The sequence below is a fragment of the Arthrobacter mangrovi genome (assembly GCF_026011795.1).
GTDB classification, from domain to species: domain Bacteria; phylum Actinomycetota; class Actinomycetes; order Actinomycetales; family Micrococcaceae; genus Crystallibacter; species Crystallibacter mangrovi.
The window spans coordinates 1-26,503 of record NZ_BRVS01000030.1 but is presented as its reverse complement, the minus strand read 5'-3'; the positions used below and the strand labels follow the sequence as shown (position 1 = coordinate 26,503).

Below are 26,503 nucleotides of genomic sequence, written 5' to 3'. Positions count from 1 at the left end.
CGCCGACCCTGTTTTCCGAAATATGACGCCCTTCACGCAACCCGCTTGCGGGAGGCCGGGCTGCACTCTACCCTAGGTTGTGATCCCAGTCACCCATAAGTCAATAATGCTTACAATCTGCGGCGGGAGAGTCCTGCCGGTACGTTCGGCAGGCGCCGTAGGAGCAAACCCTCCCCGGGAATCTCTCAGGCCCACGTACCGCCGCGGCTAGGCAACTCTGGAAAGCAGACAGGCGGCAGCCTGTCTCACCGACGGTGCAAGCGGCTTCTGCGAAAGCAGGGGCGCGCGGAATCTCTCAGGTCCAATACAGAGCGGGGAGGAACCGAATCAACGTGGTGCGCCCGTGCCACTTGAACCTTGGAGTTCCTCATGACTACGCCCCACGCATCCACCACCACAGGTGAGCCGCCGCATCTCGCGCGGCAGCTATCCAACAGGCACATCCAGCTGATCGCCATCGGCGGCGCGATCGGTACCGGCCTGTTCATGGGCTCGGGAAAGACCATTTCGGCAGCCGGGCCCTCCGTGATCTTCGTTTACATGATCATCGGCTTCATGCTGTTCTTCGTCATGCGGGCGATGGGCGAGCTGCTGCTGAGCAACCTCCACTACAAGTCCTTCAGCGATTTCGCTGCTGACCTGCTGGGCCCCTGGGCCGGGTTCTTCACCGGCTGGACCTACTGGTTCTGCTGGGTCGTCACAGGCATTGCGGACGTCATCGCCATTGCCGGCTACGCCGACGAACTGATTCCGGGGATCCAGCTGTGGATCCCGGGCATCTTCACCGTGGCCGTCCTGCTGCTGCTGAACCTGGCCACCGTTCGGGCTTTCGGCGAGACCGAGTTCTGGTTCGCGATGATCAAGATCGTCGCCATCCTGGCGCTGATCGGCACGGGCCTGGTCATGATCTTCACCGGCTTCGAGACCCCCGCCGGTACGGCCTCCTTCAGCAACCTGTGGAGCCACGGCGGCTTCTTCCCGAACGAATTCATGGGCTTCGTGGCCGGCTTCCAGATCGCGGTCTTCGCCTTCGTTGGCATCGAACTGGTGGGAACGACGGCGGCGGAAGCCAAGGATCCGGAGAAGAACCTCCCGAAGGCCATCAACTCCATCCCCATCCGTGTGCTGCTGTTCTACGTAGGTGCCCTGATCATCCTCATGTCGGTCACCCCGTGGACCGAGTTCGAGGCGGGCCGCAGCCCCTTCATCGGGATGTTCTCGCTGGCCGGGCTCGGGATGGCCGCCACGATCATCAACCTCGTGGTGCTGACCTCGGCGATGTCCTCGGCCAACTCCGGCGTCTACTCGACCTCGCGTATGGTCTACGGCCTCGCGCAGGAAGGCGACGCTCCGACCATCTTCGGCAACCTCTCCTCGCGCAAGGTTCCGCAGAACGCCCTGTTCCTGTCCTGCGTCCTGCTGCTCTCCGGCGTCGTCCTCCTCTATGCCGGCAAGGACATCGCCCTCGCGTTCGAAATGGTGACCACGGTCTCGGCGGTCTGCTTCATGTTCGTCTGGTCGATCATCCTGGCCAGCTACCTGGCCTTCCGGAAGCGCCGGGCACGGCTGCACGAAGAATCCAGGTTCAAGATGCCCGGCGGCGTAGTCATGGTCTGGGTGGTGTTCGCGTTCTTCGCCTTCGTCCTCTGGGCGCTGACCACGCAGCCGGACACCCTCACGGCCCTGTTGGTGACCCCGGTCTGGTTCGTCGTCCTCGGCGTCGCCTGGGCAATCCTGCGCCGCCGCCCGACGCACCTGGCCCGCTACGAGGCGTTCCAGGCCGACCTCGAGGCCGAAGCGAAGCTTGAGGCCGAGGCCCGCCGGGCCGCCGCGGCGGACGCCCAGTAACCATCAAAGTTTTGTCCACACGTTTAGCGCTGTTTCTCAAAAGGAGCACCACACTATGACCGACACTATGACCGACGTTCTTTGGTTCACCGAACTTGGGCTGGCCGACCTTGAACAGGTCGGAGGCAAGAACGCCTCGCTCGGGGAATTGATCGGCAACCTGGCCACGGCCGGGGTCCGGGTCCCGGAGGGCTTTGCGACGACGGCGGACGCCTACCGGCGTTTCCTGCAGGAGTCGGGTCTCGAAGCCAGCATCGCAGCAATCCTCGAAGACCTGGACAGCGACAACGTGACGGCCCTGGCCAAGGCTGGCACCGCCATCCGGGACCTGATCCGCCAGGCTCCGTTCCCGGCCGGGTTCGAGGAGGAAGTCCGGGGCGCCTACGCCAAACTGACCGAAGGCCACGGCAACGAGTCGGAGGTTTCCTGGGCGGTGCGTTCCAGCGCCACTGCCGAGGACCTGCCGGATGCCTCCTTCGCGGGCCAGCAGGAGACCTTCCTGAACATCCGCGGCATCGACAACGTGCTGCTGGCCATCAAGGACGTCTTTGCATCGCTCTACAACGACCGCGCCATCGCCTACCGGGTCCACCACGGTTTCACGCACTCCGAGGTCGCGCTCTCGGCCGGGATCCAGCGCATGGTCCGCTCGGACATCGGCGCCTCCGGTGTCATGTTCACCATGGACACCGAATCCGGCTTCACCGACGCCGTCTTCATCACGTCCTCCTACGGCCTCGGCGAGGCCGTAGTCCAGGGCGCGGTCAACCCGGACGAGTTCTACGTGCATAAGCCCACCCTCGCGGCGGGCCGGCCGGCGATCCTCAAGCGCGGACTGGGCGAGAAGGCCCTGCAGATGACGTACACCGAATCGCAGGAACTCGGCCGGACCGTCGATTTCGTGCCGGTGACCCGGGAGCAGCGCGGCCGCTTCAGCCTCACCGACGCTGAGGTCGAGCAGCTGGCCCGGCACGCGATGGCCATCGAAGCCCACTACGGCCGGCCCATGGACATCGAATGGGGCAAGGACGGCGTGGACGGGGAACTCTACATCCTGCAGGCCCGCCCCGAGACGGTCGAGTCGCGGAAGGCCAGCGGAACCCTCTCCCGCTTCGTCCTCAATGAACGCTCCAAGGTCCTGGCCGAGGGCCGCGCCATCGGCCAGCGCATCGGTGCAGGCCAGGTGCGCGTGCTGACCTCGATCGACCAGATGGCATCCTTCGAGCCCGGCGACGTCCTGGTGGCGAACATGACCGACCCCGACTGGGAACCGATCATGAAGAAGGCCGCGGCCATCATCACCGACCGCGGCGGCCGCACCTGCCACGCCGCGATCATCGCCCGCGAGCTGGGCATCCCTGCAGTGGTCGGCACCGGGAACGCGTCCCGTGTGATGGCCGACGGCACCCCCGTGACGGTCTCCTGCGCGGAGGGCGAGGCCGGCCTGGTCTACCAGGGCCTGCTCGACTACACGCTGCACGAGACCTCGCTGGACACGATGCCGCCGGCACCGGTGAAGATCATGATGAACGTCGGCACTCCGGAGCAGGCCTTCAGCTTCGCCCGGCTGCCGCACAACGGGGTGGGCTTGGCCCGCCTGGAGTTCATCATCAACCGCCAGATCGGCATCCACCCCAACGCGCTGCTGGCTTTGGACGGCGAGCTTGAGCGCCCCGCCGCGCTCTCGGACTACACGGTCCAGCAGATCCGCGAGCGGATCGCCGCCTACGACGGGCCGCGCGACTTCTACGTGAAGCGGCTCGCCGAGGGCATCTCCACCATCGCTGCAGCCTTCGCCCCGGAGCCGGTGATCATCCGGCTCTCCGACTTCAAGTCCAACGAGTACGCGAACCTGCTCGGCGGTCCGGCCTTCGAGCCGACCGAGGAAAACCCGATGATCGGCTACCGGGGCGCCTCCCGGTACCTCTCCGAGTCCTTCCGCCAGGCCTTCGAGCTCGAGTGCGAGGCCCTGAAGTTCGCGCGCAACGAGATGGGTCTGACCAACATCAAGCTGATGGTCCCGTTCGTGCGCACCCTGGAGGAGGCCCGCGGCGTCACCGAACTGCTGGCCGCCAACGGTCTGCGGCGCGGCGAGGACGGCCTCGAGATCGTCATGATGTGCGAACTGCCGGCCAACGCGCTGCTCGCCGACGAGTTCCTGGACTACTTCGACGGCTTCTCCATCGGCTCGAACGACCTGACCCAGCTCACCCTCGGACTTGACCGGGACTCGGCGCTGGTTGCGGGTGCGTTCGACGAGCGTAATCCGGCGGTCCGGAAGCTACTGGAGATGGCCATTGCCGCCTGCCGTGCCCGCGGCAAGTATGTGGGCATCTGCGGCCAGGGCCCGAGCGACCACCCCGACCTGGCGGAATGGTTGCTGGAGCAGGGCATCGAGTCGATCTCGCTCAACCCCGACGCAGTGACGGAGACCTGGCTGCGCCTGGCCCGCACCGGCGACAAGTCCGCGGTCTGAGTGTCCGAGGCAACGCATGAGGAAGCCACGGGGGCCGCGCATGGCGCCGCCCCCGTGGTCTTCTTCCTTTCGGACAGCACCGGAATCACCGCGGAGACCCTGGGCAACACGCTGCTGACCCAGTTTCCGGGCCACACGTTCGAACGCCGCACCATACCGTTCATCACCACCGCCGTGGAGGCCTGCCGCGTCATCGAGGTAATCGACGGCATCGCGGCCACGGGTCCGCGCCCGATCGTCTTTTCGACCGCCGTCAACCGGGAGATCCGCGAGATCCTGTCGCAGAGCAAGGGGCACTTCCTGGACCTGTTCGGCACGCACATTGGCCGGGTGGAGGACGCGCTGCATTCCCCGGCCAGCGGGGAGCCGGGCAAGGCCCACGGCGTCGGCGACGCCATCCGCTACCAGTCGCGCATGACCGCCGTCGAGTATGCCATAGAGCACGACGACGGTCAGTCCATCCGCGCCCTGGAACGCGCGGAGCTGATCCTGATCGCCCCGTCCCGCTGCGGCAAGACTCCGACGACGATGTACCTGGCCCTGCAGCACGGCATCCTGGCCGCCAACTTTCCGCTGGTCGAAGAGGACTTCGCCCAGCAGACGCTGCCGGAGCCGCTGCGGCCGTTCGTCCGCAAGTGCTTCGGCCTGACCTCGCTGCCCGTCCGGCTCAGCCAGATCCGGACGGAACGGCGTCCCGACAGCGGCTACGCCTCGCTGGCCCAGTGCAGCTACGAGCTGCGCAACGCCGAGGAGATGTACCGGTTCAACCAGATCCCGTACGTGAACTCCGCCTCGATGTCGGTCGAGGAAATCTCCGCCACGATCCTCCAGCGGATGCAGCTGCATCATTGAGCTTCCGCACGGCGGCCAGGCAGCGTTTGCGCTGGCCGGAGCCGGGACGTGAGGCAGCCCACCATGGCGGATTTGGCCTCTTCGACCCATAAGGGTGCTTTCTATGGGAAGAATGGTGGGAATAGAGAGAACGGAGGAAGCACAATGCGCGGAAGCAACCTTATTTGGACAATCGTCGGCATCCTGGTCGCCATTGCCCTGATCATTTGGATCGCCTCGGCAATCTAGAAGCGTTTTCGATAGATTGAAGGAGCCCCGGCCAGCTGTGGCCGGGGCTCCTTTGTGCGTGCGCCCGCAGCGTCGCCGGGAAGAAGCGCGGGCGCAGTAAGGGCGGTTGTTCTAGGTGGATATTCTTGCCGGTATCAGCATCGGCGGGTTGCAGACCCTCATTTGGTCTCTGGCTCTCGGGACGGCGCTGTTGCTGCGCTTTTGGTATCCCCGCAAACTGCATTGGACCGCCCTCGGGGCGGCGGGTGTTTTTGTGGCGGCCAGCGTCGGGGCCGGCATTTATGTGCTGGCCAATCCCATCGACCCGCGCTGGCCCGCCGGAGCGCCCCTGTCGGCGCCGTCCCTGTCGGCCACGCCGCTGGTCGGGGACTATTTGAAGCGGTTGGATTCACTGATGGCCAATGTTGTCGGAGGGGTGAATGATCTTCGCGGCTTCCAGCAGGCGGTGCCCGTGGCCCTCGACTTTTTCACGATGGCCGGCTGGGGCTGCCTGGCGGCAGTCCCGCTGGGAATCTACGCGCTGTGGGCCAGCTACCGTGAACAAAGGTGCCGCAGGATGGAATTCGCCCGGTACAAGAGCGCCGTAGAGGAGCTTCAGCAACAGCTTCGCGACGTCCAAAGATTCGTGAACTACCCCGACCGGTGAGTGGTCACGATGGTGGATAAGCGCCGGTGCCGGAACCCGCCGTGAGCCGCAGTGGCTCCGACGGGCGCCGGCACCGTGCCGGTTCGTGCGGGCCGGAAGCTACTCGGTCACCTGGAAACTCAGGCTCTCGGTGAACTCGCGCCCGTGGACGTCGGTCGAAATGACCTTGGCGGTGTGCTCGCCGACGCTCAGGTCGGAGGGCAGCTCGAGCCGCCACAGGTGCATCATCCGGTCGGCAAGGCTGCCTCCGTTGACCAACTGTTCCTGCACGGCGACCGGGTCCGACCACTCGGCCCCGACGAGCTGGCCTTCGCCCTGCATCTTCTGGGTGCGCTCGGCCTCGACGGCCTCGCCGCCGTCAATCTGCACCTTGACCGTGGAGCCGGTGCTGCCCATCCAGAAGTTGGTGGTCAGCCAGGTGCCGCCGGCCAGGTCGGACTTCGAGACCGCCGTCGGGTCGGTGAACTCGGGCGCAGAGCCCTTCTTGGCGAGGTTCGCGGCATACCAGTCGCGGTAGCGCGGGGTGTTCAGGCCCAGGGCCATCTGCAGGGAGTCGTCTTCGCCGCGGACCGTGAAGCGCTCCTGGAACGTATTGTTCTTGATGTCCAGGGTGAGGACGCCGGGCAGGCCGCCGTCGCGCTGGACCGCCAGCGGATAAGTGCCGTCCGCGCGTCCGGAGTACCAGTCGCCGGAGATGGCGCCGGCAGTGATGTGCGGGAAGGGCAGTCCCTTGACGCCGAAGAGCTTGTCCCAGCCCTCAAGGGAATCGCCGGCGCGCATGTTCTCGATGCTGTGGGTGTGTCCTCCGACTGCCACGGCTTCGCGGCCCTCGAGGATTTCGTAGATCTCGGCGACCTGGTCCACCTGGTGCTTGGCGCTGCCTTGGTCCGCATAGTCCAGCAGCGGGATGTGGGCGGCCAGCACGATCAGCTTGTTGTCCGGCACCTTTGCGATGTCGTTGCGCAGCCACTCGAGCTGCTGCTCGTCCAGCGCGCCGTTGTAGTCGCCCTTGGCCGCCGGCTGCTTGGTCGGGTACTCCACGGTGTTCAGCGCGACGACGTGCGCCTTGCCGGCGTCGTACGAGTAGTAGTCGGGGCCGAGGTTCGCCTTGAACGTATCGAAGGCATGCTCGCCGCTCGTGGCATCGAAGTCGAGGTCGTGGTTGCCCGGCAGGAAGCGCGCGGGGCCGTTCAGCATGCCGGCGAGCTCGCGGGTCTGCGGGTACAGCGAGAGGTCGTCGCCGACAACGTCGCCGATGAAGAGGGCGCCGCAGCCGGCGTAGTCGTCGCGGGCAGCCAGATCGGCGAAGGCGCCGTTCTTCGCGAAGCCAACCTCTTCCTGGTCGTAGGTCTGGATGTCGCCGCCGATGAGGCAGTGCTGCTCGGGGGACTGGGTCAGTGCACTCTTGGCCAGCGGAAAGTTCACAGCATCGGGCAGCGCGCCGGTCGGCTCGAGCCCGCCGAACTTCAGCTCCGGCGATCCTTCGGGCAGGTGGTGGTAGAAGAACTGGGCGACGTTGTCCTCGTCGACGGGTACCTGGTAGCCGCGGGGCTGCGTCACGAAAACGGTCATGTTATCGAACGCGGGCAGTTCGTAGCGGCCCTGGCCATCCGTGGTGGCAACGTCGCGGCCGTTGGAGACGGTCGCTCCCGGGACACCCGGCTCGTTGGCATCCTGCTTGGAGTTCCTGTTCTTGTCGTCGAAGACGGCGCCGTCGATGGCCTGCTGGTCATCGTCGGGACCCTCGACGACCTCGACGCTGCCCCGGAAGGCAGCGGCGGAGGAACCTGTTTTTGACGGATCCTGGGCGGGAGCCGCAGTCGCGGCGGGGGAGAGCAGGCTTCCGGCGACGGTAAGTGCCAGGGTGCCGGCGGCCAGGCCGAGCGGGGCGGCGGATCGTTTGGGGGAATTGGGGCGCACGAAGAACCTCCGGAGCGGGTGATAAGAGGCGGGCCGGACTGGCCAGCCTCTGGCACCGTTTCAGCGCAGGGTAAGCACTTAACCAAGCGCAAGCCACGGGGATGGGAAGCACGCTTTACGAATCGCGTCCGACGGCGTTCGCGCGCCCGCCGGTGTGCGCGGTCCTTTGTGCGGGTGCGAGAATCCTGAGTAAGGATTGGACGAGAGAAGCGAGGGACACCATGGCGACTTTGAAGGAAAGGCTTCAGGCCGACGTCGTTGCCCACATGAAGGCGGGCAATAAGACTGCCCTGACCACAGTGCGCAATGTGCTGGGCGAAATCGGCACCAAGGAGAAGTCGGGCAAGACACCGGTCGAACTGGATGACGCCCAGACGACGGCCGTGCTGCAGAAGGAAGCGGCGAAGCGGCGTGACACGGCCCGCATCTACACGGAGGCCGGCGAGGCCGAGCGCGCGGCGGCCGAGATTGCGGAGGCGGAAGTAATCGAGGCCTACCTGCCGGAACCGCTGTCCGAGGCCGACGTCGAAGCCATCGTGGACGAAGTCATCGCCGGACTGAAGGCGGATGGGACGGAGCCGTCGATGCGCCAGATGGGCGCCGTGATGAAGCCCGTGACGGCGAAGGTCGCCGGCCGCTTCGACGGCAAGGCTGTCAGCGAGATCGTCCGCAAGCGCCTCGCCTAACAGGCGCCGCCCATAGCGAAGCCCCGCGGTTCTTCCGCGGGGCTTCGCTGCTCCCGGCCGGAGGGCCCGCTAGGGAGTCCGGTCGCTGGCCGTTTCCTCTTCGCCAGCCGTGGCCTTGTCCAGGAACGCCTGCACCGTGGTGTCATCCGCTGCGGTCCAGGACTCGACGCGGATTTCATCATCCGTATCGCGTTTTTCCGGCTTGCCGGCCGCTTCCTTCCGGAAGCGCCAGCCGAAATCCTTGTTCGAGGCATAGCACATGGCGAACCTCCTTCACCTCGTCCCTTAATCGTCCTCCTTTCCGGCGGCAACCGACAGCCTTCCGCGACGAGGCAGTTGTCCTGGCGGCGGCCGGTGAAGGGCGGCCGGCCGGGAAGGACGGTGTCAGTCGGGGCACGGTGAAAGGCCGACGGCGGAGGGCCGGTTGCCGCGGCGGGCGCCGGCCGCCGAACGGGCGGCGAGCGCGGCGAGCCGCGCCCGCCACTGGGCGCTGCGCCGGGCCGGGCGCACACCGGCCTCTTTGCGGCGTCGGAGGCGTTCGGCTTCGGCCAGCCTGAGGCGCAGTTCGGCGTTGTGCATGTCCAGCCAGTATTCCGCGGGTTGGAGGCTCATGGCTCCTTCTTTCGGGTCGGGTCTGCGTGGCGTTGACACTGATATCAACGCCGGTCCGGTCCCGTTCCATGGCCGCGGTTCCTGCCAGCAATCGTCAAGATTCCGCCAGCCTGTCCGATGCAAGGCTTTTCCAAGTGCGGCCAGCGACAGTAGATGCAGCCAGAGACCCGGATTCCCGCGACTCGCCCCGGTTGCCGGGATTTCCGCTGGCTGACGAGGAGGGAGGACCGGCGGACCCGGTCCTCCCTCCTTCCCTGTCTGCCCCGACTGCCCCGACTGCGCCGATTCGGTGCACAGTGGGTCCGTGCCGGCCGTCCTGCTCGGGACGGATCAGCGGTCGCAGCGGACGCGCTCGCGGTCGCTCCGGTCCCAATCGTCCTTCTTGCTGTAGCTCACGGCCTGGTAGGTCTCGCTGCAGGCCAGGCCCCAGCCGCGGATCGTGAAGGCGTCGTCGCCCCCGGGGCTGACGCGCTGGTGGTCGACGACCCGGTCGCGGCCGCTGACCTTGACGATCCAGACGTCGACGACGTTGTCCTTGTAGTTGTTCCCTTGGACGACGTAGCTGCCGTTGCTGTTGACAGACAAGGTCAGTCGCTGGGCGGCGGCCGGGGAGAACCCGGCTGCAGCGGCCGGGGCCGTAACCCCCGGGCCCGCGATTAAGCCGAGCACTACTCCTGCCATGAGCAGCAGCAGCCGCCACGTGGGTGACTTTCTCATCGCGATGGCTTCCTCGTGGTGCCGGGAGCCGGCGGCACGTGGGCCCATCGCCCGCGGTGCCGCTTCCCGAACGGCACGAGCCCCCGGCCCTTCATCAAGCGTGCCGCCCTCATAGTGCAGGACCCTCCCGCCGTACGTTTGGGCGGTCCTTTTGGGAACCCTCACGGGTTCCCAACGAGTGGATTGAATGCTCGCCCCCGAGCCTTTCCCCGCCACCGGCCGTTCCGGTGGTGTAGCCACAGTAAAGCCGCACTTTGAGGGCCAACAACACCCAAACTGGGGCTTGACAATCTGGATGTGCGCGGCCCCGTCCCCAACTACTGGTCCGCGTTCGGGATGCCGTCTTCGTGGCGGGCCAGGGTGAGTGTTTCACCGCGGGCGCCGTCCATCCAGATGCTCTGGCAGGCCGCGGCCATCTTGTCCAGTCCCTCGACTACGGAGGCGAAGACGTTTCCGGGAACCCAGCCCTGGTCCCCGTTCAGGAGCAGGTTGTTCCGCCCGTAGAAGAGGGCCAGGTCGATGATGGCCTCCGGGGTGCTGACCGTGTCATCCGCTCCATAGCCATGCGAGGGGGTGTTGAGGATGTCTGCGTTGAAGGTGAAGTAGCAGAGGTCGCCGGGGATGGGCGTCACGGTGGTGTTTTCCGGGCCCGGCTCCGCCGCGGCGAAGGCCGGCACCAGCTGGTAGATCTCGTTGCGGGCGTACTTGCCGTGGAAGACCTGCCCGGACAGCGGCAAGGCGTCCCATACCGCCGCGGCCGTCCGGGGCGCCTCGGCGTCGAGCAGCCGGGCGATGCAGGCGACCCCGCGCTTTTCGAGCGATACCTTCAGGAAACGGTCCATGGATCCTCCAGCGCCGAAATAGTTGATGCGAGCCTAGCGGCTCATCCCCTAGGATTGTCAACAATCAACGATCTTGGGCGGTGGTGGATATGCTGGAAGACCTGTCCTCGATGGTGCCTCCCGGGCCGGTTGTGCTCAGCAAGATCGGCGTCGTTGCCCCGTACGATATGGCGCTCGACCACGAAATGGGGCGGTGGGCGGAGGGCCAGGCGGACCTCTACTTCGCGCGGTCGCCGTTCGAACCCTCCCCGGTCGACCTTGCCCAGGCCGAGCAGCTCGCCCGCCCGGAGATGGTTATCGAGACATCCCGCAGGGTCGGCGCTGTTGCCCCGGACTGCTACGTTTACGCCTGCACCTCCGCGTCCTTCGTCCACGGGGTGGCGGGGGAGCGGGAACTGGTCTCCGCGTTCCGGGCCGCCGGGCTGCCCCATTTGGTCACGGCCTCGGGGGCGATCCTCGCGGCGCTGACCGCGCTCAAGGTCCGGCGGGTGGCGATCGCCGCTCCCTACACTTCCGCCGTCACCCAGCGTTTCGCGGACTTCCTCGAGGAGGGCGGCTTGGAGGTCCGCCGTGCCTCGATGCTTGGCCTGGCCGGGGAAATCTGGAAGGTTCCGTACGCCCGCACGGCGGAACTGATCGCCTCGGCGGACTGCGCCGAGGCCGAGGCCGTCGTTGCCGCCTGCACCAACCTGCCGACCTACCACCTGATCGCCCCGCTCGAAGAGTACCTGGGCAAGCCGCTCGTCACCGCCAACCAGGCTGCCATGTGGGCCGCGCTGGACTACCTCGGACTGGAGCCGGCGGGGCCCGGGCAGCGGCTGCTCGCGGTGCGGGCGGACGGGTCGAAGCGATGAACCGGGTGGCCGCCCCGGTTATCGGGCTGCTCTACCCCGGGGTCGGTGCGGAGGATGACTTCCCCGACCTCGAGCGGCGGCTGGCGGGCCGGCTGCGGCTGCCGTTGGTCACCACGGCCGGCGGCGACGTGCAGCACACCGTTGACACCCTGCGTCGGGTGGGCAGCGCCGGCAACCTGCTCGACGGCGTCCGGCAGCTGGCCGCGTTCGGGCCGGACTCCGTCATGTGGGCGTGCACCTCCGGTTCCTTCGTTTTCGGTTTCGCCGGCGCCCGCCGGCAGGCCGCCGATCTCGCGGCGGCGGCGGGACGCCCGGCGTCGTCCACCTCCCTCGCTTTTGTCCACGCCGTCCGGCGGCTGGGACTGGGGGCGGTAGCCGTGGCGGCCAGCTACCCCGAAGACCTGGCCCGGCACTTCCGGACATTCCTCGCGGAGGCGGGGATCGCCGTCGTCAATCTGGACAGCAGCGGCATTCCGACAGCGGGCGAGGCCGGACGCATGGGATTGCGGGAGATCGCGCGGATGGCGGCCGCCGCGGACCGGCCGGACGCCGAAGCCGTGCTGGTGCCGGATACCGCGGTGCACTCGCTGGCGTGGCTGGATGAGTTGGAGGAGGCTGTGGGCAAGACCGTGCTCACCGCCAATCAGGTAACGGTGTGGGAGGGGCTGCGGATCGCCGGAAGACTGGACGGACCGGGCCGCATCGAGGGTCTGGGCCGGCTGTTCCGGACCGCGGACACTGCCCCCGCAAGAGGAGGAGACCCGGCATGACTGCTGCAACGACGTCGTTAGCGGACCTGTCCGCCGCCGAACTGCTGGCCCGCTACCGGGCGAAGTCCGTTTCACCCGTCGAGGCGGCCGAGGCTGCGCTGGCCCGGATCCGCACGCTCAACGACAAGGTCAACGCCTTCTGCCTTACCGCCGAGGACGAGGCGCTCGCAGCCGCGCGGGAATCGGAGGCGCGCTGGCTGAAGGGCGAGCCCGCCGGCGCTCTGGACGGTGTGCCGGCCTCGATCAAGGACCTGCTGCTGACCCGGGGCTGGCCGACGCTGCGCGGCTCGACCCTGATCGATCCGGACCAGGCGTGGACCGAGGACGCCCCGGCGGTGGCCGCGCTGCGCCGGGCCGGCGCCGTGTTCCTGGGCAAGACCACCACGCCGGAGTTCGGCTGGAAGGGCGTGACGGACAGCCCGCTGACCGGCAATACCGGCAACCCCTGGGATCCGTCGAAGACGTCCGGCGGCTCCTCGGGCGGTTCCGCGGCGGCGGTGGCGCTGGGCATGGGTTCGCTGTCCGTGGGGACCGACGGCGGCGGTTCCGTCCGCATCCCGGCCTCCTTCTGCGGGATCGTGGGGTTGAAGCCCACCTACGGGACCATCCCGCTGTATCCGCCGACGCCGTACGGCACGCTGGCGCATGCCGGGCCCATGACGCGCACGGTCGAGGACAATGCGCTGATGCTGGATGTGCTGGCCGGCTTCGACAGCCGGGACTGGTCGGCGCTGGCCCCTCCGCGCGGTTCATTCCTGGACGGGCTGCGCGAGGGCGTGGCCGGGCTGCGGATCGCCTACAGCGCGGACCTCGGCTATGCGCACGTCGAACCGGAGGTCGCCGCCTCGGTGGAGGCCGCCGTCGGGCTCCTTCGCGGTCTCGGCGCGAACGTGGAGCAGGTGGACCTGCGGCTGCGGGACCCGCTGGGGGAGTACCACACGCTCTGGTTCGCCGGCGCGGGCAAGGTGATCCGGGGCTACCCGGAGGAGCGGTGGGGCGAGCTGGACCCGGCGCTGCTGGAGGTCTGCCGCCAGGGCCAGGCCGTCACCACTGACGAGTACCTGGACGCGAACGCGGTGCGGGCGGCGCTCGGCCGGCAGATGGGCGCCTTCCACGAAGAGTACGACCTGCTGGCGACGCCGACCATGCCGCTCCCGGCGTTCGACGTCGGCTGCGAAGTCCCGCCGGGGTCGGGCCTGAAGCGCTGGGCCGAGTGGTCCCCGTTCACCTACCCGTTCAACATGACCCAGCAGCCCGCGGTGTCGGTGCCCTGCGGCCTGACCTCTTCCGGCCTGCCGGTCGGCCTGCAGCTGGTCGGGGCGCGGCACGCGGATGCGCTGGTGCTGCGGGCGGCGTACGCCTACGAGCAGGCGCGGGGGCCGTGGCCGCAGCCGCCGGTGCTGGCCGGCGGCTAGTCCCGTCAGGGGAGGCTGCGCGCCAGGCGGCTCATGCCGGCTGGCCGGGGTCGATGCCCTTCCGTTCCTTCAACTGCCGCAGTCCGTCCTCGGCCTCCATCCGGGTCTCCAGTTCCTCGAAGGCTTGGCGCACCTGCGGTGAATCCGGATCGGACCACGACAGCTCCTCGTAGGCGGCGGCGCGGGCCTGCAGGGTGCGGGCCTCCTGCTCGGCCTGGCGGGCGGCTTCCCTCGCGTCGGCGGCCTGCCGGCCGGAGGAATTGACCGCCTCCTGCATGCCGAGGGCAGCCTGCGCCGCACTGTGCGTGGCCTTCAGCGACTGGTAGTGCAGCCGGGAATCCTCGATCCGATGCTCAAGGCGCAGCAGGGTCTGTTCCAGCCCGCGGACCTGGTCATCGAGCTGCCGGCGCTGGGCGGTGAGCGTCTCCATCCGTTTGCGCACGGCGATGCTCCGCTGCAAAGCCTGCCGCGCGCCGTCGTCGTTGCCTGCCGCGACCGCCTGCTCCGCGGCCCGGTCCAGGGCGGCCACTTCGGCGGCGGCCTGGTCGGCGAGCAGCTCGACACGGCGCCGGTTGGCCGCCACATCCGCGGCGCTGCGGCGGGCCTGGTCCAGCAGGTCCAGCTGGTTGGCGTAGGTTTCATCCAGCGTCCGCATCGGATCCGCCGGCGGCTGGCGGGCAGTGCGGTTGGCTTGGACGATGCGCTTCAGGCGCCGTCGGATCGACATGCTTCTCCTCGCGGCGGGTTAGTGGCGCTGCCGGGATCTATAGGACTGGTTCCAGGTCTGCAACGCCTCCAGCTCCATCGCCAGATGCGAACCAACCTGCTGCAGCCGCGCAGTGCTGACCGTGTGTCCCGTTTCCAGCACGGACTGCCGCAGCTGCGCGCCCAGGCCGCACAGCTGGTCGACTTCCTTCTGAAGGCCCGGGATGAGGACCTTCCGCAACTGGGGATCCGGCTCGCGTTCGGCCAGGTGAAGCTGGGCATCAAGGGCCTGCTCGGCCCGGGAGAGGTTCAGCGCGACCGCCGGCAGCTCGCCAACGGGACGGCCCTGGCCCGAGGCCGCGGCGAGCGAGCGCTCCGTCGCCTCGGACGAACGCTGCAGCTGCATCCTCATCCTCGCGAGTTGCCGCTTGGACGCGTCTCCGGTGGCGACCCGCATCATCAGCTGTCCCTTGCGCATGCTCTGCCGCATCTTCCGGGAACGCCGGATCCGGCGGACCACCAGCCAGCACGCCAACGTGAACGCCAGCCCCAGGACCAGGACGAAAGTGCCGGCGATCAGCAGGATCTGCGGCACGACCTCGGAGATAAAATCAGCGGCGCTGGCATTAACGGACATTTCAGGCATAAGACTAGTCTGCATCCCCACCTCACCTTCCCGCCAGACAACGAACGGCGGGGCGGCTAGGGTTCCCTGAGCCCTCGGAACGAGGAAAGCCGGCTCCTCCGAAGAGGAACCGGCTTCCGAAAGCTCAGTCAGCGACGCGTGGCCGCCCCGCCGCCCTTAGAGGGGGCGGATGTTCGCGGCCTGCAGGCCCTTGGGGCCCTGCGTGGTCTCGAACTGGACCTTCTGCTCTTCGCGGAGTTCGCGGTAGCCATTGGATTCAATCGCGCTGTAGTGGGCGAAAACGTCGGCCGATCCGTCATCGGGAGCGATGAAGCCGAAGCCCTTTTCGGAATTGAACCACTTCACGGTTCCAGTTGCCATTTTGTACTCCTTGGAGTTTGTGCAAGCCCCGTCTTTCGGAGCCTCCTGCAGCGGTGTTCTTTTGCCGCCGTTCAGAGAAGCACAAGTCCTCCGGGTGGAGGAGCCTGTTGCTCAAAATCAAATGCGCAACACAACAACTACGCGTCCAACTCTACATCATGGTCCCGCAGGCCCCGGACCAAGACCGCCACGGGCGCCGTCCTTGCCGGAGTCTGAAATTGCCGGCCCGCGAGTTCGCCTCCCATTCAGCCGGCGTGCAGGTTGCCGGGCTAGACTGGCCAGCATCTGCCGGGCAATCGCCCTTTTCCGCGGCTGGGAAGTCGACCCCAATCCCCTGAAGGCCGCATGACGATCACCGCATCTGCCCCCAGTGCCCGCCCAGCTGTCCGCCCCGCGCGCGGCACCGCCGGGTCGAGCAGCTACTCCAGCCTCATCAAGACCATCCGCGAAGCGGGCCTGCTCCGGCGCCGGAGGTCCTTCTATATCACCTTGTTCATCGCCCTCTGCCTGGGCCTCGCCGGAGCGGCCACCGGCTTCGTGCTCCTGGGCGACAGCTGGTTCCAGCTGATTATTGCCGGGGTCCTGGGCGTCCTGTTCACGCAGCTGGCGTTCATTGCGCACGAGGCCTCGCACCGCCAGGTATTCGAATCGGGCCCGGCCAACGACCGTGCCGGCCGGGTGCTGGCGAACCTGTTCGTGGGCGTCAGCTACCAGTGGTGGACCAACAAGCACAACCGGCACCACGCCAATCCCAACACCCTGGGCAAGGACCCGGACATCGAGCAGGACACGATCTCTTTCCTGCCGGAGCAGGCGAAGGCGCGCAAGGGCTTCATGGCCTGGCTGACGCGCCGGCAGGGTTACCTGTTCTTTCCGCTGCTGACCCTCGAGGGCCTGAACCTGCACGCAACCTCTATCCGCTACCTCTTCACCAAGGAAGCCGTCAAGGGCCGCAAGCGGGAGCTGTCAATGGTTTTCGGCCGGCTCGCCGCCTATGTCGCGGTGGTCTTCTACATGCTGCCGCTGGGGATGGCCTTCGCCTTCGTCGGCGTCCAGCTCGCGGTGTTCGGCGTATACATGGGGGCGTCGTTTGCTCCCAACCACAAGGGCATGCCGCTGATCCCCGAGGGTTCGAGGATCGACTTCCTCAGCCGCCAGGTCCTGACCAGCCGCAACATCACCGGCCGGACCCGGTTCGGCAACCGGGCGATCAATGCCTTCATGGGCGGTCTCAACTACCAGGTCGAGCACCACCTTTTCCCGAGCATGCCGCGCCCCAACCTGGCCCGCGCCAGCGAGATCGTGCGGGGATACTGCGCCACCCACAAGATCCCGTACACCGAGGCGACCCTGCCGCAGTCCTACGGCATCGTCATCAACTACCTCAATAAGGTCGGGCTCTCCGCCCGTGACCCCTTCGACTGCCCGATGGTCACCCAGTACCGCCCGCGCTGACCTCATGCCTTGCAACGGCGGCCCGGGAATGACTGAATGGGCAACGTGGTAGATGTCCTGACAGAGATCGTGATCCGCCGTCCGCTCGCGCAAGTAGCCGGCTTTGCCGCCGATCCGGACCGCGCGCCTTCCTGGTACGCCAACATCCGCGAGGTCGACTGGCGCACCCCGAAGCCGCTGGCCGTGGGATCGGAGGTCGCGTTTGTCGCTCGTTTCCTCGGCAGGCGGCTGGCGTACACCTACCGGGTCGAGGAATGGGTGCCGCGGAGCCGGTTGGTGATGCGGACCGCGCAGGGCCCCTTCCCGATGGAGACCACTTATCGCTGGGAGGAACTGGGGCCCGCGGAAACGCGGATGTCCCTTCGGAACGCCGGGAAGCCCACCGGCTTCCCGAAGCTGGCCGGTCCGTTCATGGCCGCGGCGATGCGCCGCGAAAACCGAAAGGACCTACGTCGGCTCAAGGAGCTACTGGAAGCCGGGCCGCAGGTCTGACGGCCGGGCAGCCCTCCCGGGCGGGGCCGGTCCGCATGCCTAGAGCTGGGTGAACGCCGCCGTCGCCGGATCCGCACCGACCCGGTTGCCGGCCTCCAGCGCGGACACGGCCGCCACGTCCTCGGCTGTCAGCGTGATCCCGGCCGCGGCGAGGTTCTCCGCCATGCGGGCCTGGTTGACGGTCTTCGGAATCACGATGGTGTCCTGCGCCAGGTGCCAGGCGAGGATGATCTGCGCGGGGGTGGCGCCGCGCTGTTCCGCCAGCGACGTGATCACGGGATGGTCCAGGTCCACGCCCTGGCCGAGCGGGCTGTAGGCCTCCACTGCCATGCCAAGGGCGCGGCTCTTTTCCACCGCGGCGGCCTGCTGCAGGCTGGGGTGGATTTCCAGCTGGTTCACGGCCGGGGTGGTGCGGGCGTCCGCGAGCAGGGCCTCAAGGTGCTGCGGCAGGAAGTTCGATACCCCGATCGCCCGGGCGCCGCCGTCGGACTGGATCTTTTCCAGTTCCTTCCACGCCTCCACGTACCGCCCCTGCGACGGGACCGGCCAGTGGATCAGGTACAGGTCGACGTAGTCCAGCCTGAGCTGGGCCAGGCTGGCGTCGAAGGCGCTGCGGGCCATGTGCTGCTCGCCGTTGCGCAGCTTGGTGGTGATGAACAGTTCCTCGCGGGGCAGCCCGCTGACCCGGATGGCCGCGCCCACGCCGGCCTCGTTGCGGTAGGCGGCAGCGGTGTCGATGTGCCGGTATCCGGCCTCCAGCGCCGCCTCGACCGCCTGCTGGGTTTCGCCGGGAAGGACCTGGAAGACGCCGAAGCCGAGCTGGGGAATGCTGACACCGTTGTTAAGTACGACGTCGGGGACCTGGGCCATGCGGGTTCCTTACTTCTTGGGGACCAGGACGCCGAAGACGCGGACCTCGGCCAGGTGCTGGCCGTCCTGGTCTTCGATGGTCACGTCGACGATGTTGTTGCGGCCGTAGCGGGTGCGTTCCACCCCGCTGGCGATGAGCCGGGAGCCGGCGCCGCCCGGGGCGATGTAGGTGATCTCGGCCTGCCGGGAGACCGAGGGGTGGCCGAGGGATTCGCAGACGAAGGCGAATACCGTGTCGCCGAGGGTGAAGAGGTAGCCGCCGTGGAGAATGCCGTGTCCGTTGAGCATGCTGTCCTGGACGTCCATGGCCATGGTGACCCGGCCGGCTTCGGCGGAGACCACCTCTATGCCCAGGTGCTGGGAGGCCTTGTCGAAGGAGTAGCGATGGCGGATTAGGTCCTCGACGCTGGCGAATCCCTCTTCGGTGGCGGGCATGGTCACGGTTCCTCCAGGCTGTGGCGCGGGTCTCGTCCTACCGTAGCAAGCATGGACCGGAGGCACCCGCCGGGTCCGTCACATCCGCGCAAGGCCGCCAACCGTCCTCAATCATCGCTGGAGATGATCCGGCGCCGGGCACTGAGCAGGTCCACGCCCGGCCGGTAGGCGATGTGGTTCTCCGCGGCGTCCAGCACTTCGACGACGTGCGCGCGGTCCGGGGCGACCAGGCCGATTCCCAGCTCCGCCCGGCGGTAGAGGTCGTGCTGGCCAACCTCCGCGATGGAGACGTCGTACCGCTTGCGGACCTCGGCGATGATCGGCCTGATCACAGACCGCTTCTCCTTCAGGGAGTGGACGTCCCCCAGCAGGAGGTCGAACTCTATCCAGCCAATCCACATAGGTTCATCCTGCCTCCGGCGCGGTCTCGGCGGAAGGCCTGCTCCCGCCGTCGTGCCCGCCGCAGGGGTGCCGGAGCCGCCCCCTGCGCGCTACATTTGAGACGTTTGGAATATCAATGGCTGGTCAATATGTATTTCCGGCAGGGCTTCGCGGCGGCCTAATCTGGGACGACGAATCGGAGCCCGGTGGAAGGAGCGTGTCCAATGGAATTACGGCATCTGCGCTACTTCGTCGCGGTGGCGGAGGAACGCCACTTCGGCCGGGCTGCCGACCGGCTCCGCATGGCCCAGCCGCCGCTGTCCCAGCAGATCAAGCAGCTGGAGGAACAGCTGGGCACCCTCCTGCTGGCGCGCACCACCCGGAAGGTGGAGCTGACCGCCGCGGGGGAGCTGTTGCTCGAACGCGGCCGCAGGATCCTCGAGGAGCTTGAATCGCTGGAATCCGACGTTGCCCAGGTCGGCAGCGGCGTGAAGGGCATCCTGCGGATCGGCTTCACGGGCTCCGCCACCTACCGGCTGATGCCGCGGGTGGTCCGCGAGGCTAAGGAGCAGCTGCCGGGGCTGCAGCTGAAGGTCCGCGGCGAGATGCTCACTCCGCAGCTGATCTCGGGGCTGGAAGAACACGCGCTGGATGTGGGCGTGCTGCGGCCCCCGGCGGACTCGGACCGGCTGGAACTGCGCCCCCTGGAGCGGGACGAACTCATCGCCGCGCTGCCGCACGATCATCCGCTCGCCGCCGAGGAAAGGCTGTCGCTGCAGCAGCTGGCGGGGGAGCAGTTCATCTCCTACCCCCGCGATTCCGTGGTCTACCGGATCTTCATGGAGGCCTGCCGCAAGGCCGGTTTCGCGCCCTCGGTCGTGCAGGAGGCGCGCGAGACCTCCACGCTGCTGTCCTTCGTGGCGGCGGGCACGGGGGTAGCGCTGATTCCGGCGGCGACCCGGACCTTCTCGCTGGCCGGCACGGTGTTCCGGCCGCTGGCTGATCCGCCGGCGGTTGAACTTGCCGTCGCGTGGCGGGCCGGCGACCAGCGGCCGATGCTGGCGCGCTTTATCGAACTTATGCAGGAAATCTCCCAACCTATGAAGGACCAGACGTCGTGAAAATCGAACGCATCGAGGCCATCCCTTACTCCATTCCGTACAACAAGCCGCTGAAGTTCGCCAGCGGGCAGGTCACGGAGGCGGACCATGTACTGATCCGCGTGCACACGGACGAGGGCATCGTCGGCAGCGCGGACACCCCGCCGCGCCCCTATACCTACGGCGAGACGCAGGATTCGATCGTCGCGGTGATCAACAAGATCTTCGCGCCCGGCATCATCGGGCTGGACCCGCTGGACCGGGAAAAGATCCACCAGGTGCTCGGCCGCACCATCCACAACCAGACGGCCAAGGGCGGACTGGACATCGCCCTCTGGGACATCTTCGGCCAGGCCGCGGGGATGCCGGTCAGCCAGATGCTCGGCGGCTACACCGACTCGATGCAGGTCAGCCACATGCTTGGCTTCCAGCCGGCGCAGAAGCTGCTGGACGAGGCGCTGCGCTTCCGCAGCGACTACGGCATCAACACGTTCAAGCTGAAGGTCGGCCGGCGGCCGCTGGCGCTCGACATCGAGGCGTGCCATGTGCTTCGCGAGGGGCTCGGCGCGGACACCGATATCTACCTGGATGCCAACCGCGGGTGGACCGCCAACGAGGCGCTCGAGGTGCTGCGCCGGACCGAGGGGCTCGGACTGTCCCTGCTCGAGGAACCGTGCGACGCCAAGGAGACCATGAGCCGGAAGCGGCTGGTGGACAAGTCGCCCATCCCGATCGTCGGGGATGAAAGCGTGCCGACGGCGGGTGACGTCTCCCGCGAACTGCTCGCCGGGGGCTGCAACGCGATCTGCATCAAGACCGCCCGCAGCGGCTTCACCGAAGCCACCCGGATCCTCGGACTCTGCACCGGGCTCGGCGTGGACGTGACGATGGGCAACCAGATCGACACGCAGATCGGCACCATCGCCACCGTCACGTTCGGCGCCGCCCACGAGGCGTCTTCCCGGCGTGCCGGGGAGCTGTCCAACTTCCTCGACATGAGCGACGACCTGCTGGCCGAGCCGATCGTGATCAAGGACGGCGCGATCGGCGTCCGGCAGGTGCCGGGCGTGGGCGCAGCCATCGACGAAACCAAGCTGGCGCATTACCGCCAGGACACCAAGTAGAACAAGAACAAACACAACGGATAAACGGATAGAGGGAAGCACATGCTGTTTTTGGTTCGGATGGACGTAAACCTCCCGGTAGACATGCCCGCCGAGGAGGCCGCGTCGATCAAGGCGACGGAGAAGGCCTACTCGCAGGAGCTGCAGAAGGACGGGCGCTGGGCTGACATCTGGCGGGTAGTGGGTGAGTACGCCAACTACTCGGTGTTCGACGTCGCAAGCAATGACGAGCTGCACGAGCTGCTCTCCGGCCTGCCGCTCTTCCCGTACATGGACATCGACGTGATCCCGCTGGCGAAGCACCCGTCCTCGATCAAGTAGCACCGCAAGATCGGCGGCCCTGCCCGGCCGGAGGCTCCGTCCCTAGGCCTGATCCTCCGGCCGGTAGCGGGCGGCCAACTCTGTGCGGGACCGGATCTGGAGTTTCGCATAGATCCGGGTGAGGTGGTACTCCACGGTCTTGACGGAGACGATCAGCTCCTGGGCTGCTTCCCGGTTGCTCTTCCCCCGCGCGACGAGCCGGGCGACGGCCTCCTCCTGGGCCGTGAGCGAGGTTCCCGTCGGGTCGTCCCGGCGCTGCACGTCCACGCCGCTCGCCACGAGTTCGCGTTCGCAGCGCGCCACGTAGACCTGCGCGTTCAGCTGGACGAAGGCCTGCCGGGCCGCCGCCAGCTGTTCCGCGGATTCCCGGCGTTTGCCTGCCCGCCGCAGGCTCTGCCCGTAGGAGTACTGCACGCGCGCCCGGTAGTAGGGCGCGGACAGCCCCTCCAGCTGCCCCAGGCCGCTCTGGTAGGAGCGGCGCATGGCGTCCAGATCGCCCTTGGCGGCGTGGATGCGCCCGCGGACCGACCTCAGCTGCGACAGCGAGGTGCGGTGCCGGCGCTCCGCTGCGAGGCTCTCGTAGGGCGCCAGGAAAGCGGACGCTTCATCGACTCGGTCCAGCACCACCAGGGCGTTGGCATAGGTGTCCTGCCAGATCCAGAAGAACGGTTCGGCCAGCTGGGCCGAACGGGTCTGCGCCAGCGGAGCCAGCACCCGGACCACGCCCTGGTAGTCGGCGGCGGCCTCCAGCAGCTGGGCGTGGGCCAGCAGGGCGGGATTGACCATGCTCTCGTAATTCTCCGCCAAGGCGGCTCCCAGCAGCAGGTGTTCCCGCGCCTGCGCCGGGTTGCCGCGCAGGGCGTGGATCTGCACGCCGGTCCAATGGATCAGCGGCCGCAGCAGGTCCAGCTGGGCCCGTTCCAACTGGGCCGACGCCGCACCCACGACGGCGAGGGCGGCATCCCAGTCGCCGAGGGTGAAGTGCGTCCGGGCGAGCCAGGCGCTGGCCCACAGCGAGATGCGCAGCGAACCGGAGCGGTACTCGCTGGGCACGGCGGCTTCCAGCTGCATCCGTGCGGTTTCCGGGTCGTCCAAGGCCAGCCTGGTCCAGCCGCTGCCCAGCAGGACCCGCTGGCTGTGCGCGCCCGGCGGGGCGTCGGCCAGCACGGCCTCGTAGTGCCTGCGCGCGGCATCCGGCTGGCCCGAGGCTGCCAGGCCCAGGCCGATGATGGCCTTGGTCTCGATGGCGGTGGGGCTTCCGGGTTCGGCGAGCTCCACCGCACGCGTGGCCCATTCGACGATGTCGGCACCCTGCCACCGGGCCAGCGCGTGGATGACCTGGCGCTGGGCGATCCTGGCACCCGTGGCGCGGTCCCCGGACGGCCTGCGCCGCCACGCATTGTCCAGATGGAACCGGGCCTCGGCCTCGCGTCCCCGGCAGGCGGCGAGGTAGCCCAGCACGCCGTCCCGTTCGGCCGATGCCGGCATGCTTTCCAGCGCCGGCAGCAGGCGGATGGCCTTGACCAGGCGGCCGGCCCCAACCAAGGCGTCTACCGCCCGGACCAGGCGGCCCTGCCGGTTGCGGGCCTGGGTGCTGAGCCGGCTGGCCTCCAGCAGGGCGTCCGCGGCGGCAGCCCACGCCCCGTTGGCCGCCTGGCCGGCGGCGAACTCGTCGAGCCGGTCCGCCAGCGCGTCGTCCGCGTCCGGGGCGGACCGCGCCAGATGCCAAAGCTGCAGGGCCTCGTCCGGGAGGACTCGGGAAGCCCGCCGGTGCAGGGCGGCCCGCCGCTCCCCGGAGAGCGTGTCGTAAACGGCGGCGCGGAACAGCGGGAGCCGGAAATCCAGGAGATGCGCGCTGTCGGTGAACTCCGTGCGCAGCAGGCCCGTCGCTACGCCGGCGTCCATGACGGCCAGCGGGCGGGAGACTTCGGCGATCGCGGCGATGTCGAAGAGATCGCCGGACTGTCCGATGATGGCCGTCGCTTCAATCAGCGCCCGCGCGTCGGCGGACGCCGCCTCGAGCTGGCGCGCCACCTGTGCGGCGGTCGACGAGGGCGCCGGCAGCCGGTTCATGCCCACACTGGCGAAGGCGGGCGGCAGTTCGGGTACCAGTTCGCGGACGTAGCCCGGCTTGCCTCCCGTGTGGCGGCGCAGCTGCTGGGCCGCGGGGCCGGCGAGGGTGCGGCCGGTCAGCAGCTCGTGCAACTCCCGGATTTCCGCGGGGGACAGCGGCTCCAGCGCCAGTTTGGAGATCGAGTGGCCGGACAGGTGGCGCGCGGTGGCGGGGTCCAGGGCAGCGCTGCTGTCCAGTGTCAGCAGCAGGAGCAGCGAGCCGGCGGATGGGTCCTCCGCGAGCTGGAGCAGTTCGTGCACGGATTCGGCATCGACCCATTGGATGTCCTCAAGGACGACGGCGACGGGCCCTTGCGCCTGGAGGGAGGCTACCAGCCGGGCCGGGTCTGCTCCGGCCGCGATCCGTCCCAGCCCGGCCCGCGGCTCGGGGCGTACCCATTCCAGGCCGCCGGAGCGCAGGACCTGCAGCTCCGGGTGTTCGGCGAGGAACCGGTCGAGGACGGCGCTCTTGCCGGTTCCGCTGCGCCCGGTGATGACCGCGGTCCTGGAGCGGGACAGTTTAACGTCCTGCAGGAGCTCCCCGAGAATGGAGAGCTCCTGCTGGCGCCCGACGAACAGGCTGTGGTGATTCCGATGGACCATAGACTACGAGACTAGCCCGATGTGCCCCGCGGCACAGTTTCAGCCCAAGTCGCCCCCGGCCACGGGCAGGACGGTGCCGGTGATGTAGGAGGCTTCATCCGAGGCCAGGAAGACGATGGCTGCGGCCTGCTCATCCAGGGTGCCGTAGCGTTTCAGCAGCGACGAATTCACCGTCTGGTCGACGATCTGCTGGTACCAGGCCTTCTCCTGCTCCTGCTCCGGTTCCGGCCCGCGCTTCACCTTCCGCACCGGCGCCTCGGTGCCGCCGGGCGCGGTGGCGACGACGCGGATGCCGTGCGGCGCGGCCTCCAGGGCCAGCGACTGCGTGAGCGCGTTCACCCCGCCCTTCGCGGCCGCGTAGGGGACCCGGTTGACGCCGCGGGTGGCGACCGAGGAGACGTTCACGATCACCCCTGCGCCCTGTGCGACCAGCTGCGGCAGCGCTGCGCGGCACGTCCACAGGGTCGGGAACAGGGAGCGCTGGATTTCCTGCTGGATCTCCTCGGCGGCATAGTGCTCATACGGCTTGGCCCAGATGGTGCCGCCGACGTTGTTGATCAATACGTCGATCCGGCCATTCGCCGCCACCGCCTCGGCCACCGCCGCTTCCGCGCCGGCGAACTGCTCCAGGTCTGCCGTCACGCTGGTGGCCTTGGCGCCGGCCGCGACCAGTTCCGCGGCGACCTCGTGGACGAGCTCGGAGCGGTCAACCAGCACGACGGCGGCGCCCTCCGCGCTGATCCGGCGGGCCACCGCCAGGCCGATGCCTTGCGCGGCGCCGGTCACCACCGCGGCCTTGCCGTCGAACCGCCCGGGGAAGACCTTTTGGGACCGTTCCGCCGGGGCGGATGCGGAGCCGGTGCTCACGCGGAGGCCCCGACGAGGTCGCCGGTAGCGGGAGCGGCGGCCAGGGCGAACTTCTCGGAGTAGAAGTTCGCGGGCGTGATGCCCTCGGACTTCAGGAAGCCGCGCACTGCTTCGACCATGGGAGGCGGGCCGCAGAGGTAGACGTCGACGTCGCCGTCGTTAACGTGCGTGGGCTCGATCAGGGCGGTGACGTAGCCCTTGTTCGGGGCCTCGCTCTCCGGATCGGCGACGCAGTAGTCCCAGGTGAAGCCCTCGATGGTGTCCGCGTAGTGGCGCAGCTTGTCCAGCTCCACCAGGTCCTCATCCGTGGTCACGCCCAGGATGAGGTGCACGGGCTGGCCGGGCGCCGTCGTCGTCATGGTTTCGAGCATCGCGAGCAGGGGCGCCAGGCCGGTGCCGCCGCCGAGCAGGAGCGCCGGCCGCTTGGGCTCGCGGAGGAAGAAGGAACCCATCGGTCCGGTCAGGGCCAGGGTGTCCCCGACTCCCGCCCGGTCGCTGAGGTAGGTGGACATGGCCCCGCCCGGCGTGATCTTGACCAGGAAGGAGATTTCCTCAACGTCAGGGCCGTTGCTAAAGGAGTAGGACCGCTCCACGTCAGTGCCCGGGACCTGGATGTTCACGTACTGGCCGGGCAGGTAGGAGAGCGCCGCGCGGTCCTCGACCGCCATGCTGAAGCCGATGGTGGTCGACGAGTAGCGCCGGATCTCCGTGATGGTGCCGCGGTGGGTGCTGGCGCCGGTCTTGGCCATGTCGGAGGTGGTGGGGATCTGCAGCACCAGGTCGCTCTTGGGCGTCATCTGGCACGGCAGGGCGTAGCCGGCCTCGGCCTCGTCGTCGGTGAGGGCCTCGTCGATGTAGTCGCCGCCATCGTAGGTGCCGGATTCGCAGAGGGACTTGCAGGTGCCGCAGGCGCCGTCGCGGCAGTCCAGCGGGATGTTGATGCGCGCCTTGTAGGAGGCGTCGGCGACCGTCTCGTTCGGTCCGCACTTGATGAACCGGGTGACGCCGTCTTCGAAGCTCAATGCAACCTTGTAGGTCATGAGGATTTTCCTTTCAGGCCAGGGGATCAGATGTGGTAGATGTCCACGACGTGGTGGATGTAGTCGTTTTTGAGGACGACTTTTTTCTTGAGGATCACGGGCTGGATGCCGGAGGTGTCGATGGTG

General features: G+C 68.0%; 27 protein-coding genes and 1 riboswitch. Of the genes, 13 read left to right on the top strand and 14 right to left on the bottom strand.

What is annotated here, in order from left to right; all coding sequences use genetic code 11:
* The first annotated feature begins 113 nt into the window (after nucleotides 1-113).
* Nucleotides 114-211: riboswitch (glycine riboswitch) on the top strand.
* Nucleotides 212-369: 158 nt separating this feature from the next.
* From cycA to AHIS1636_RS18875, 4 genes are all read left to right on the top strand, one after another.
* Nucleotides 370-1,848 (top strand): D-serine/D-alanine/glycine transporter, encoded by a 1,479-nt coding sequence (gene cycA, locus AHIS1636_RS18890; RefSeq protein ID WP_264797406.1) that lies wholly within the window; start codon nucleotides 370-372, stop codon nucleotides 1,846-1,848.
* Between the two features lie 67 nt (nucleotides 1,849-1,915).
* Nucleotides 1,916-4,324, top strand: a complete 2,409-nt coding sequence (gene ppsA, locus AHIS1636_RS18885) for a phosphoenolpyruvate synthase (RefSeq protein ID WP_264797433.1) — start codon at nucleotides 1,916-1,918, stop codon at nucleotides 4,322-4,324.
* On the top strand, nucleotides 4,325-5,176 hold the full coding sequence (locus tag AHIS1636_RS18880) for a pyruvate, water dikinase regulatory protein (RefSeq protein WP_264797405.1): 852 nt from the start codon (nucleotides 4,325-4,327) through the stop codon (nucleotides 5,174-5,176). It begins immediately after the preceding gene.
* A 343-nt stretch (nucleotides 5,177-5,519) separates the two neighbouring features.
* A complete protein-coding gene (locus tag AHIS1636_RS18875; RefSeq protein WP_264797404.1) occupies nucleotides 5,520-6,050 on the top strand; it encodes a hypothetical protein in 531 nt (176 codons plus the stop codon).
* 99 nt (nucleotides 6,051-6,149) lie between these two features.
* Here AHIS1636_RS18875 and AHIS1636_RS18870 read toward each other — a convergent pair whose 3' ends face one another.
* On the bottom strand, nucleotides 6,150-7,970 hold the full coding sequence (locus AHIS1636_RS18870) for a calcineurin-like phosphoesterase C-terminal domain-containing protein (protein WP_264797403.1): 1,821 nt from the start codon (nucleotides 7,968-7,970) through the stop codon (nucleotides 6,150-6,152).
* Between the two features lie 221 nt (nucleotides 7,971-8,191).
* Here AHIS1636_RS18870 and AHIS1636_RS18865 point away from each other — a divergent pair, with 221 nt between their 5' ends.
* Nucleotides 8,192-8,656: a GatB/YqeY domain-containing protein gene (locus AHIS1636_RS18865; RefSeq protein ID WP_264797402.1), complete on the top strand. Its 465-nt coding sequence runs from the start codon at nucleotides 8,192-8,194 to the stop codon at nucleotides 8,654-8,656.
* Nucleotides 8,657-8,725: 69 nt separating this feature from the next.
* Here AHIS1636_RS18865 and AHIS1636_RS18860 read toward each other — a convergent pair whose 3' ends face one another.
* The 4 genes from AHIS1636_RS18860 to AHIS1636_RS18845 all read right to left on the bottom strand — a co-directional run bounded on the left by AHIS1636_RS18860 (nucleotide 8,726) and on the right by AHIS1636_RS18845 (nucleotide 10,827).
* Nucleotides 8,726-8,917 carry a hypothetical protein gene (locus AHIS1636_RS18860; RefSeq protein WP_264797401.1) on the bottom strand — a complete coding sequence of 64 codons (192 nt, stop codon included), beginning with the start codon at nucleotides 8,915-8,917 and terminating at the stop codon, nucleotides 8,726-8,728.
* 123 nt (nucleotides 8,918-9,040) lie between these two features.
* Nucleotides 9,041-9,268 (bottom strand): hypothetical protein, encoded by a 228-nt coding sequence (locus AHIS1636_RS18855; RefSeq protein ID WP_264797400.1) that lies wholly within the window; start codon nucleotides 9,266-9,268, stop codon nucleotides 9,041-9,043.
* Between the two features lie 330 nt (nucleotides 9,269-9,598).
* Entirely contained in the window at nucleotides 9,599-9,985 is a 387-nt protein-coding gene (locus AHIS1636_RS18850; protein ID WP_264797399.1) for a hypothetical protein, read from the bottom strand.
* A gap of 317 nt (nucleotides 9,986-10,302) precedes the next feature.
* Nucleotides 10,303-10,827 (bottom strand): DUF3830 family protein, encoded by a 525-nt coding sequence (locus tag AHIS1636_RS18845; protein WP_264797398.1) that lies wholly within the window; start codon nucleotides 10,825-10,827, stop codon nucleotides 10,303-10,305.
* An 89-nt stretch (nucleotides 10,828-10,916) separates the two neighbouring features.
* Between AHIS1636_RS18845 and AHIS1636_RS18840 the strand changes: the two genes are divergently transcribed.
* Genes AHIS1636_RS18840 through AHIS1636_RS18830 form a run of 3 tightly spaced genes read left to right on the top strand, consistent with a single transcriptional unit; the run spans nucleotide 10,917 to nucleotide 13,866 of the window.
* The gene (locus AHIS1636_RS18840) at nucleotides 10,917-11,681 is read left to right on the top strand and encodes a maleate cis-trans isomerase family protein (protein WP_264797432.1); all 765 of its coding nucleotides are present in this window, start codon (nucleotides 10,917-10,919) and stop codon (nucleotides 11,679-11,681) included.
* A complete protein-coding gene (locus tag AHIS1636_RS18835) occupies nucleotides 11,678-12,451 on the top strand; it encodes a maleate cis-trans isomerase family protein (protein WP_264797397.1) in 774 nt (257 codons plus the stop codon). The genes AHIS1636_RS18840 and AHIS1636_RS18835 overlap by 4 nt, the downstream gene beginning before the upstream one ends.
* Entirely contained in the window at nucleotides 12,448-13,866 is a 1,419-nt protein-coding gene (locus AHIS1636_RS18830) for an amidase (protein WP_264797396.1), read from the top strand. The genes AHIS1636_RS18835 and AHIS1636_RS18830 overlap by 4 nt, the downstream gene beginning before the upstream one ends.
* Nucleotides 13,867-13,897: 31 nt before the next feature.
* Here the strand turns inward: AHIS1636_RS18830 and AHIS1636_RS18825 are convergent, their stop codons facing one another.
* From AHIS1636_RS18825 to AHIS1636_RS18815, 3 genes are all read right to left on the bottom strand, one after another.
* Nucleotides 13,898-14,593 carry a PspA/IM30 family protein gene (locus AHIS1636_RS18825; protein WP_264797395.1) on the bottom strand — a complete coding sequence of 232 codons (696 nt, stop codon included), beginning with the start codon at nucleotides 14,591-14,593 and terminating at the stop codon, nucleotides 13,898-13,900.
* Nucleotides 14,594-14,611: 18 nt separating this feature from the next.
* Nucleotides 14,612-15,217, bottom strand: coding sequence for a hypothetical protein (locus tag AHIS1636_RS18820; RefSeq protein WP_264797394.1), 606 nt, complete (start codon nucleotides 15,215-15,217; stop codon nucleotides 14,612-14,614).
* Nucleotides 15,218-15,373: 156 nt separating this feature from the next.
* On the bottom strand, nucleotides 15,374-15,577 hold the full coding sequence (locus AHIS1636_RS18815; protein ID WP_264797393.1) for a cold-shock protein: 204 nt from the start codon (nucleotides 15,575-15,577) through the stop codon (nucleotides 15,374-15,376).
* Between the two features lie 345 nt (nucleotides 15,578-15,922).
* On the opposite strand from AHIS1636_RS18815, the gene AHIS1636_RS18810 reads away from it, so the two are divergent.
* Both AHIS1636_RS18810 and AHIS1636_RS18805 read left to right on the top strand, forming a co-directional pair.
* On the top strand, nucleotides 15,923-17,032 hold the full coding sequence (locus tag AHIS1636_RS18810; protein ID WP_264797392.1) for a fatty acid desaturase family protein: 1,110 nt from the start codon (nucleotides 15,923-15,925) through the stop codon (nucleotides 17,030-17,032).
* A 36-nt stretch (nucleotides 17,033-17,068) separates the two neighbouring features.
* Nucleotides 17,069-17,524, top strand: a complete 456-nt coding sequence (locus AHIS1636_RS18805) for an SRPBCC family protein (RefSeq protein ID WP_264797391.1) — start codon at nucleotides 17,069-17,071, stop codon at nucleotides 17,522-17,524.
* Between the two features lie 39 nt (nucleotides 17,525-17,563).
* On the opposite strand, the gene AHIS1636_RS18800 is transcribed toward AHIS1636_RS18805, so the two are convergent.
* The 3 genes from AHIS1636_RS18800 to AHIS1636_RS18790 all read right to left on the bottom strand — a co-directional run bounded on the left by AHIS1636_RS18800 (nucleotide 17,564) and on the right by AHIS1636_RS18790 (nucleotide 19,230).
* On the bottom strand, nucleotides 17,564-18,394 hold the full coding sequence (locus tag AHIS1636_RS18800) for an aldo/keto reductase (protein WP_264797390.1): 831 nt from the start codon (nucleotides 18,392-18,394) through the stop codon (nucleotides 17,564-17,566).
* Nucleotides 18,395-18,403: 9 nt separating this feature from the next.
* Nucleotides 18,404-18,829: a hotdog fold thioesterase gene (locus AHIS1636_RS18795; RefSeq protein ID WP_262106761.1), complete on the bottom strand. Its 426-nt coding sequence runs from the start codon at nucleotides 18,827-18,829 to the stop codon at nucleotides 18,404-18,406.
* A 107-nt stretch (nucleotides 18,830-18,936) separates the two neighbouring features.
* Nucleotides 18,937-19,230, bottom strand: a complete 294-nt coding sequence (locus AHIS1636_RS18790) for a DUF503 domain-containing protein (RefSeq protein WP_264797389.1) — start codon at nucleotides 19,228-19,230, stop codon at nucleotides 18,937-18,939.
* A 204-nt stretch (nucleotides 19,231-19,434) separates the two neighbouring features.
* Between AHIS1636_RS18790 and AHIS1636_RS18785 the strand changes: the two genes are divergently transcribed.
* Genes AHIS1636_RS18785 through catC form a run of 3 tightly spaced genes read left to right on the top strand, consistent with a single transcriptional unit; the run spans nucleotide 19,435 to nucleotide 21,755 of the window.
* On the top strand, nucleotides 19,435-20,331 hold the full coding sequence (locus AHIS1636_RS18785) for a LysR substrate-binding domain-containing protein (RefSeq protein ID WP_264797388.1): 897 nt from the start codon (nucleotides 19,435-19,437) through the stop codon (nucleotides 20,329-20,331).
* Nucleotides 20,328-21,434 carry an enolase C-terminal domain-like protein gene (locus AHIS1636_RS18780; protein ID WP_264797387.1) on the top strand — a complete coding sequence of 369 codons (1,107 nt, stop codon included), beginning with the start codon at nucleotides 20,328-20,330 and terminating at the stop codon, nucleotides 21,432-21,434. The genes AHIS1636_RS18785 and AHIS1636_RS18780 overlap by 4 nt, the downstream gene beginning before the upstream one ends.
* A gap of 42 nt (nucleotides 21,435-21,476) precedes the next feature.
* Nucleotides 21,477-21,755 carry a muconolactone Delta-isomerase gene (catC, locus tag AHIS1636_RS18775; protein WP_264797386.1) on the top strand — a complete coding sequence of 93 codons (279 nt, stop codon included), beginning with the start codon at nucleotides 21,477-21,479 and terminating at the stop codon, nucleotides 21,753-21,755.
* 42 nt (nucleotides 21,756-21,797) lie between these two features.
* On the opposite strand, the gene AHIS1636_RS18770 is transcribed toward catC, so the two are convergent.
* Genes AHIS1636_RS18770 through benC form a run of 3 tightly spaced genes read right to left on the bottom strand, consistent with a single transcriptional unit; the run spans nucleotide 21,798 to nucleotide 26,377 of the window.
* Complete coding sequence (locus AHIS1636_RS18770; RefSeq protein WP_264797384.1) at nucleotides 21,798-24,470, bottom strand: helix-turn-helix transcriptional regulator; 2,673 nt, start codon at nucleotides 24,468-24,470, stop codon at nucleotides 21,798-21,800.
* 39 nt (nucleotides 24,471-24,509) lie between these two features.
* Entirely contained in the window at nucleotides 24,510-25,337 is an 828-nt protein-coding gene (locus AHIS1636_RS18765; protein ID WP_264797383.1) for a 1,6-dihydroxycyclohexa-2,4-diene-1-carboxylate dehydrogenase, read from the bottom strand.
* Complete coding sequence (gene benC / locus AHIS1636_RS18760) at nucleotides 25,334-26,377, bottom strand: benzoate 1,2-dioxygenase electron transfer component BenC (protein ID WP_264797382.1); 1,044 nt, start codon at nucleotides 26,375-26,377, stop codon at nucleotides 25,334-25,336. The genes AHIS1636_RS18765 and benC overlap by 4 nt, the downstream gene beginning before the upstream one ends.
* Nucleotides 26,378-26,503: the final 126 nt, after the last annotated feature.

Bases quoted from the DNA above. Each gene is read 5' to 3' on its own strand.
- cycA (WP_264797406.1), top strand. From the start codon at position 370: ATGACTACGCCCCACGCATCCACCACCACAGGTGAGCCGCCGCATCTC.
- ppsA (WP_264797433.1), top strand. From the start codon at position 1,916: ATGACCGACGTTCTTTGGTTCACCGAACTTGGGCTGGCCGACCTTGAA.
- AHIS1636_RS18865 (WP_264797402.1), top strand. From the start codon at position 8,192: ATGGCGACTTTGAAGGAAAGGCTTCAGGCCGACGTCGTTGCCCACATG.
- AHIS1636_RS18860 (WP_264797401.1), bottom strand. From the start codon at position 8,917: ATGTGCTATGCCTCGAACAAGGATTTCGGCTGGCGCTTCCGGAAGGAA.
- AHIS1636_RS18855 (WP_264797400.1), bottom strand. From the start codon at position 9,268: ATGAGCCTCCAACCCGCGGAATACTGGCTGGACATGCACAACGCCGAA.
- AHIS1636_RS18850 (WP_264797399.1), bottom strand. From the start codon at position 9,985: ATGAGAAAGTCACCCACGTGGCGGCTGCTGCTGCTCATGGCAGGAGTA.
- AHIS1636_RS18845 (WP_264797398.1), bottom strand. From the start codon at position 10,827: ATGGACCGTTTCCTGAAGGTATCGCTCGAAAAGCGCGGGGTCGCCTGC.
- AHIS1636_RS18840 (WP_264797432.1), top strand. From the start codon at position 10,917: ATGCTGGAAGACCTGTCCTCGATGGTGCCTCCCGGGCCGGTTGTGCTC.
- AHIS1636_RS18835 (WP_264797397.1), top strand. From the start codon at position 11,678: ATGAACCGGGTGGCCGCCCCGGTTATCGGGCTGCTCTACCCCGGGGTC.
- AHIS1636_RS18830 (WP_264797396.1), top strand. From the start codon at position 12,448: ATGACTGCTGCAACGACGTCGTTAGCGGACCTGTCCGCCGCCGAACTG.
- AHIS1636_RS18825 (WP_264797395.1), bottom strand. From the start codon at position 14,593: ATGTCGATCCGACGGCGCCTGAAGCGCATCGTCCAAGCCAACCGCACT.
- AHIS1636_RS18820 (WP_264797394.1), bottom strand. From the start codon at position 15,217: ATGCCTGAAATGTCCGTTAATGCCAGCGCCGCTGATTTTATCTCCGAG.
- AHIS1636_RS18815 (WP_264797393.1), bottom strand. From the start codon at position 15,577: ATGGCAACTGGAACCGTGAAGTGGTTCAATTCCGAAAAGGGCTTCGGC.
- AHIS1636_RS18810 (WP_264797392.1), top strand. From the start codon at position 15,923: ATGACGATCACCGCATCTGCCCCCAGTGCCCGCCCAGCTGTCCGCCCC.
- AHIS1636_RS18805 (WP_264797391.1), top strand. From the start codon at position 17,069: ATGGGCAACGTGGTAGATGTCCTGACAGAGATCGTGATCCGCCGTCCG.
- AHIS1636_RS18800 (WP_264797390.1), bottom strand. From the start codon at position 18,394: ATGGCCCAGGTCCCCGACGTCGTACTTAACAACGGTGTCAGCATTCCC.
- AHIS1636_RS18795 (WP_262106761.1), bottom strand. From the start codon at position 18,829: ATGCCCGCCACCGAAGAGGGATTCGCCAGCGTCGAGGACCTAATCCGC.
- AHIS1636_RS18790 (WP_264797389.1), bottom strand. From the start codon at position 19,230: ATGTGGATTGGCTGGATAGAGTTCGACCTCCTGCTGGGGGACGTCCAC.
- AHIS1636_RS18785 (WP_264797388.1), top strand. From the start codon at position 19,435: ATGGAATTACGGCATCTGCGCTACTTCGTCGCGGTGGCGGAGGAACGC.
- catC (WP_264797386.1), top strand. From the start codon at position 21,477: ATGCTGTTTTTGGTTCGGATGGACGTAAACCTCCCGGTAGACATGCCC.
- AHIS1636_RS18770 (WP_264797384.1), bottom strand. From the start codon at position 24,470: ATGGTCCATCGGAATCACCACAGCCTGTTCGTCGGGCGCCAGCAGGAG.
- benC (WP_264797382.1), bottom strand. From the start codon at position 26,377: ATGACCTACAAGGTTGCATTGAGCTTCGAAGACGGCGTCACCCGGTTC.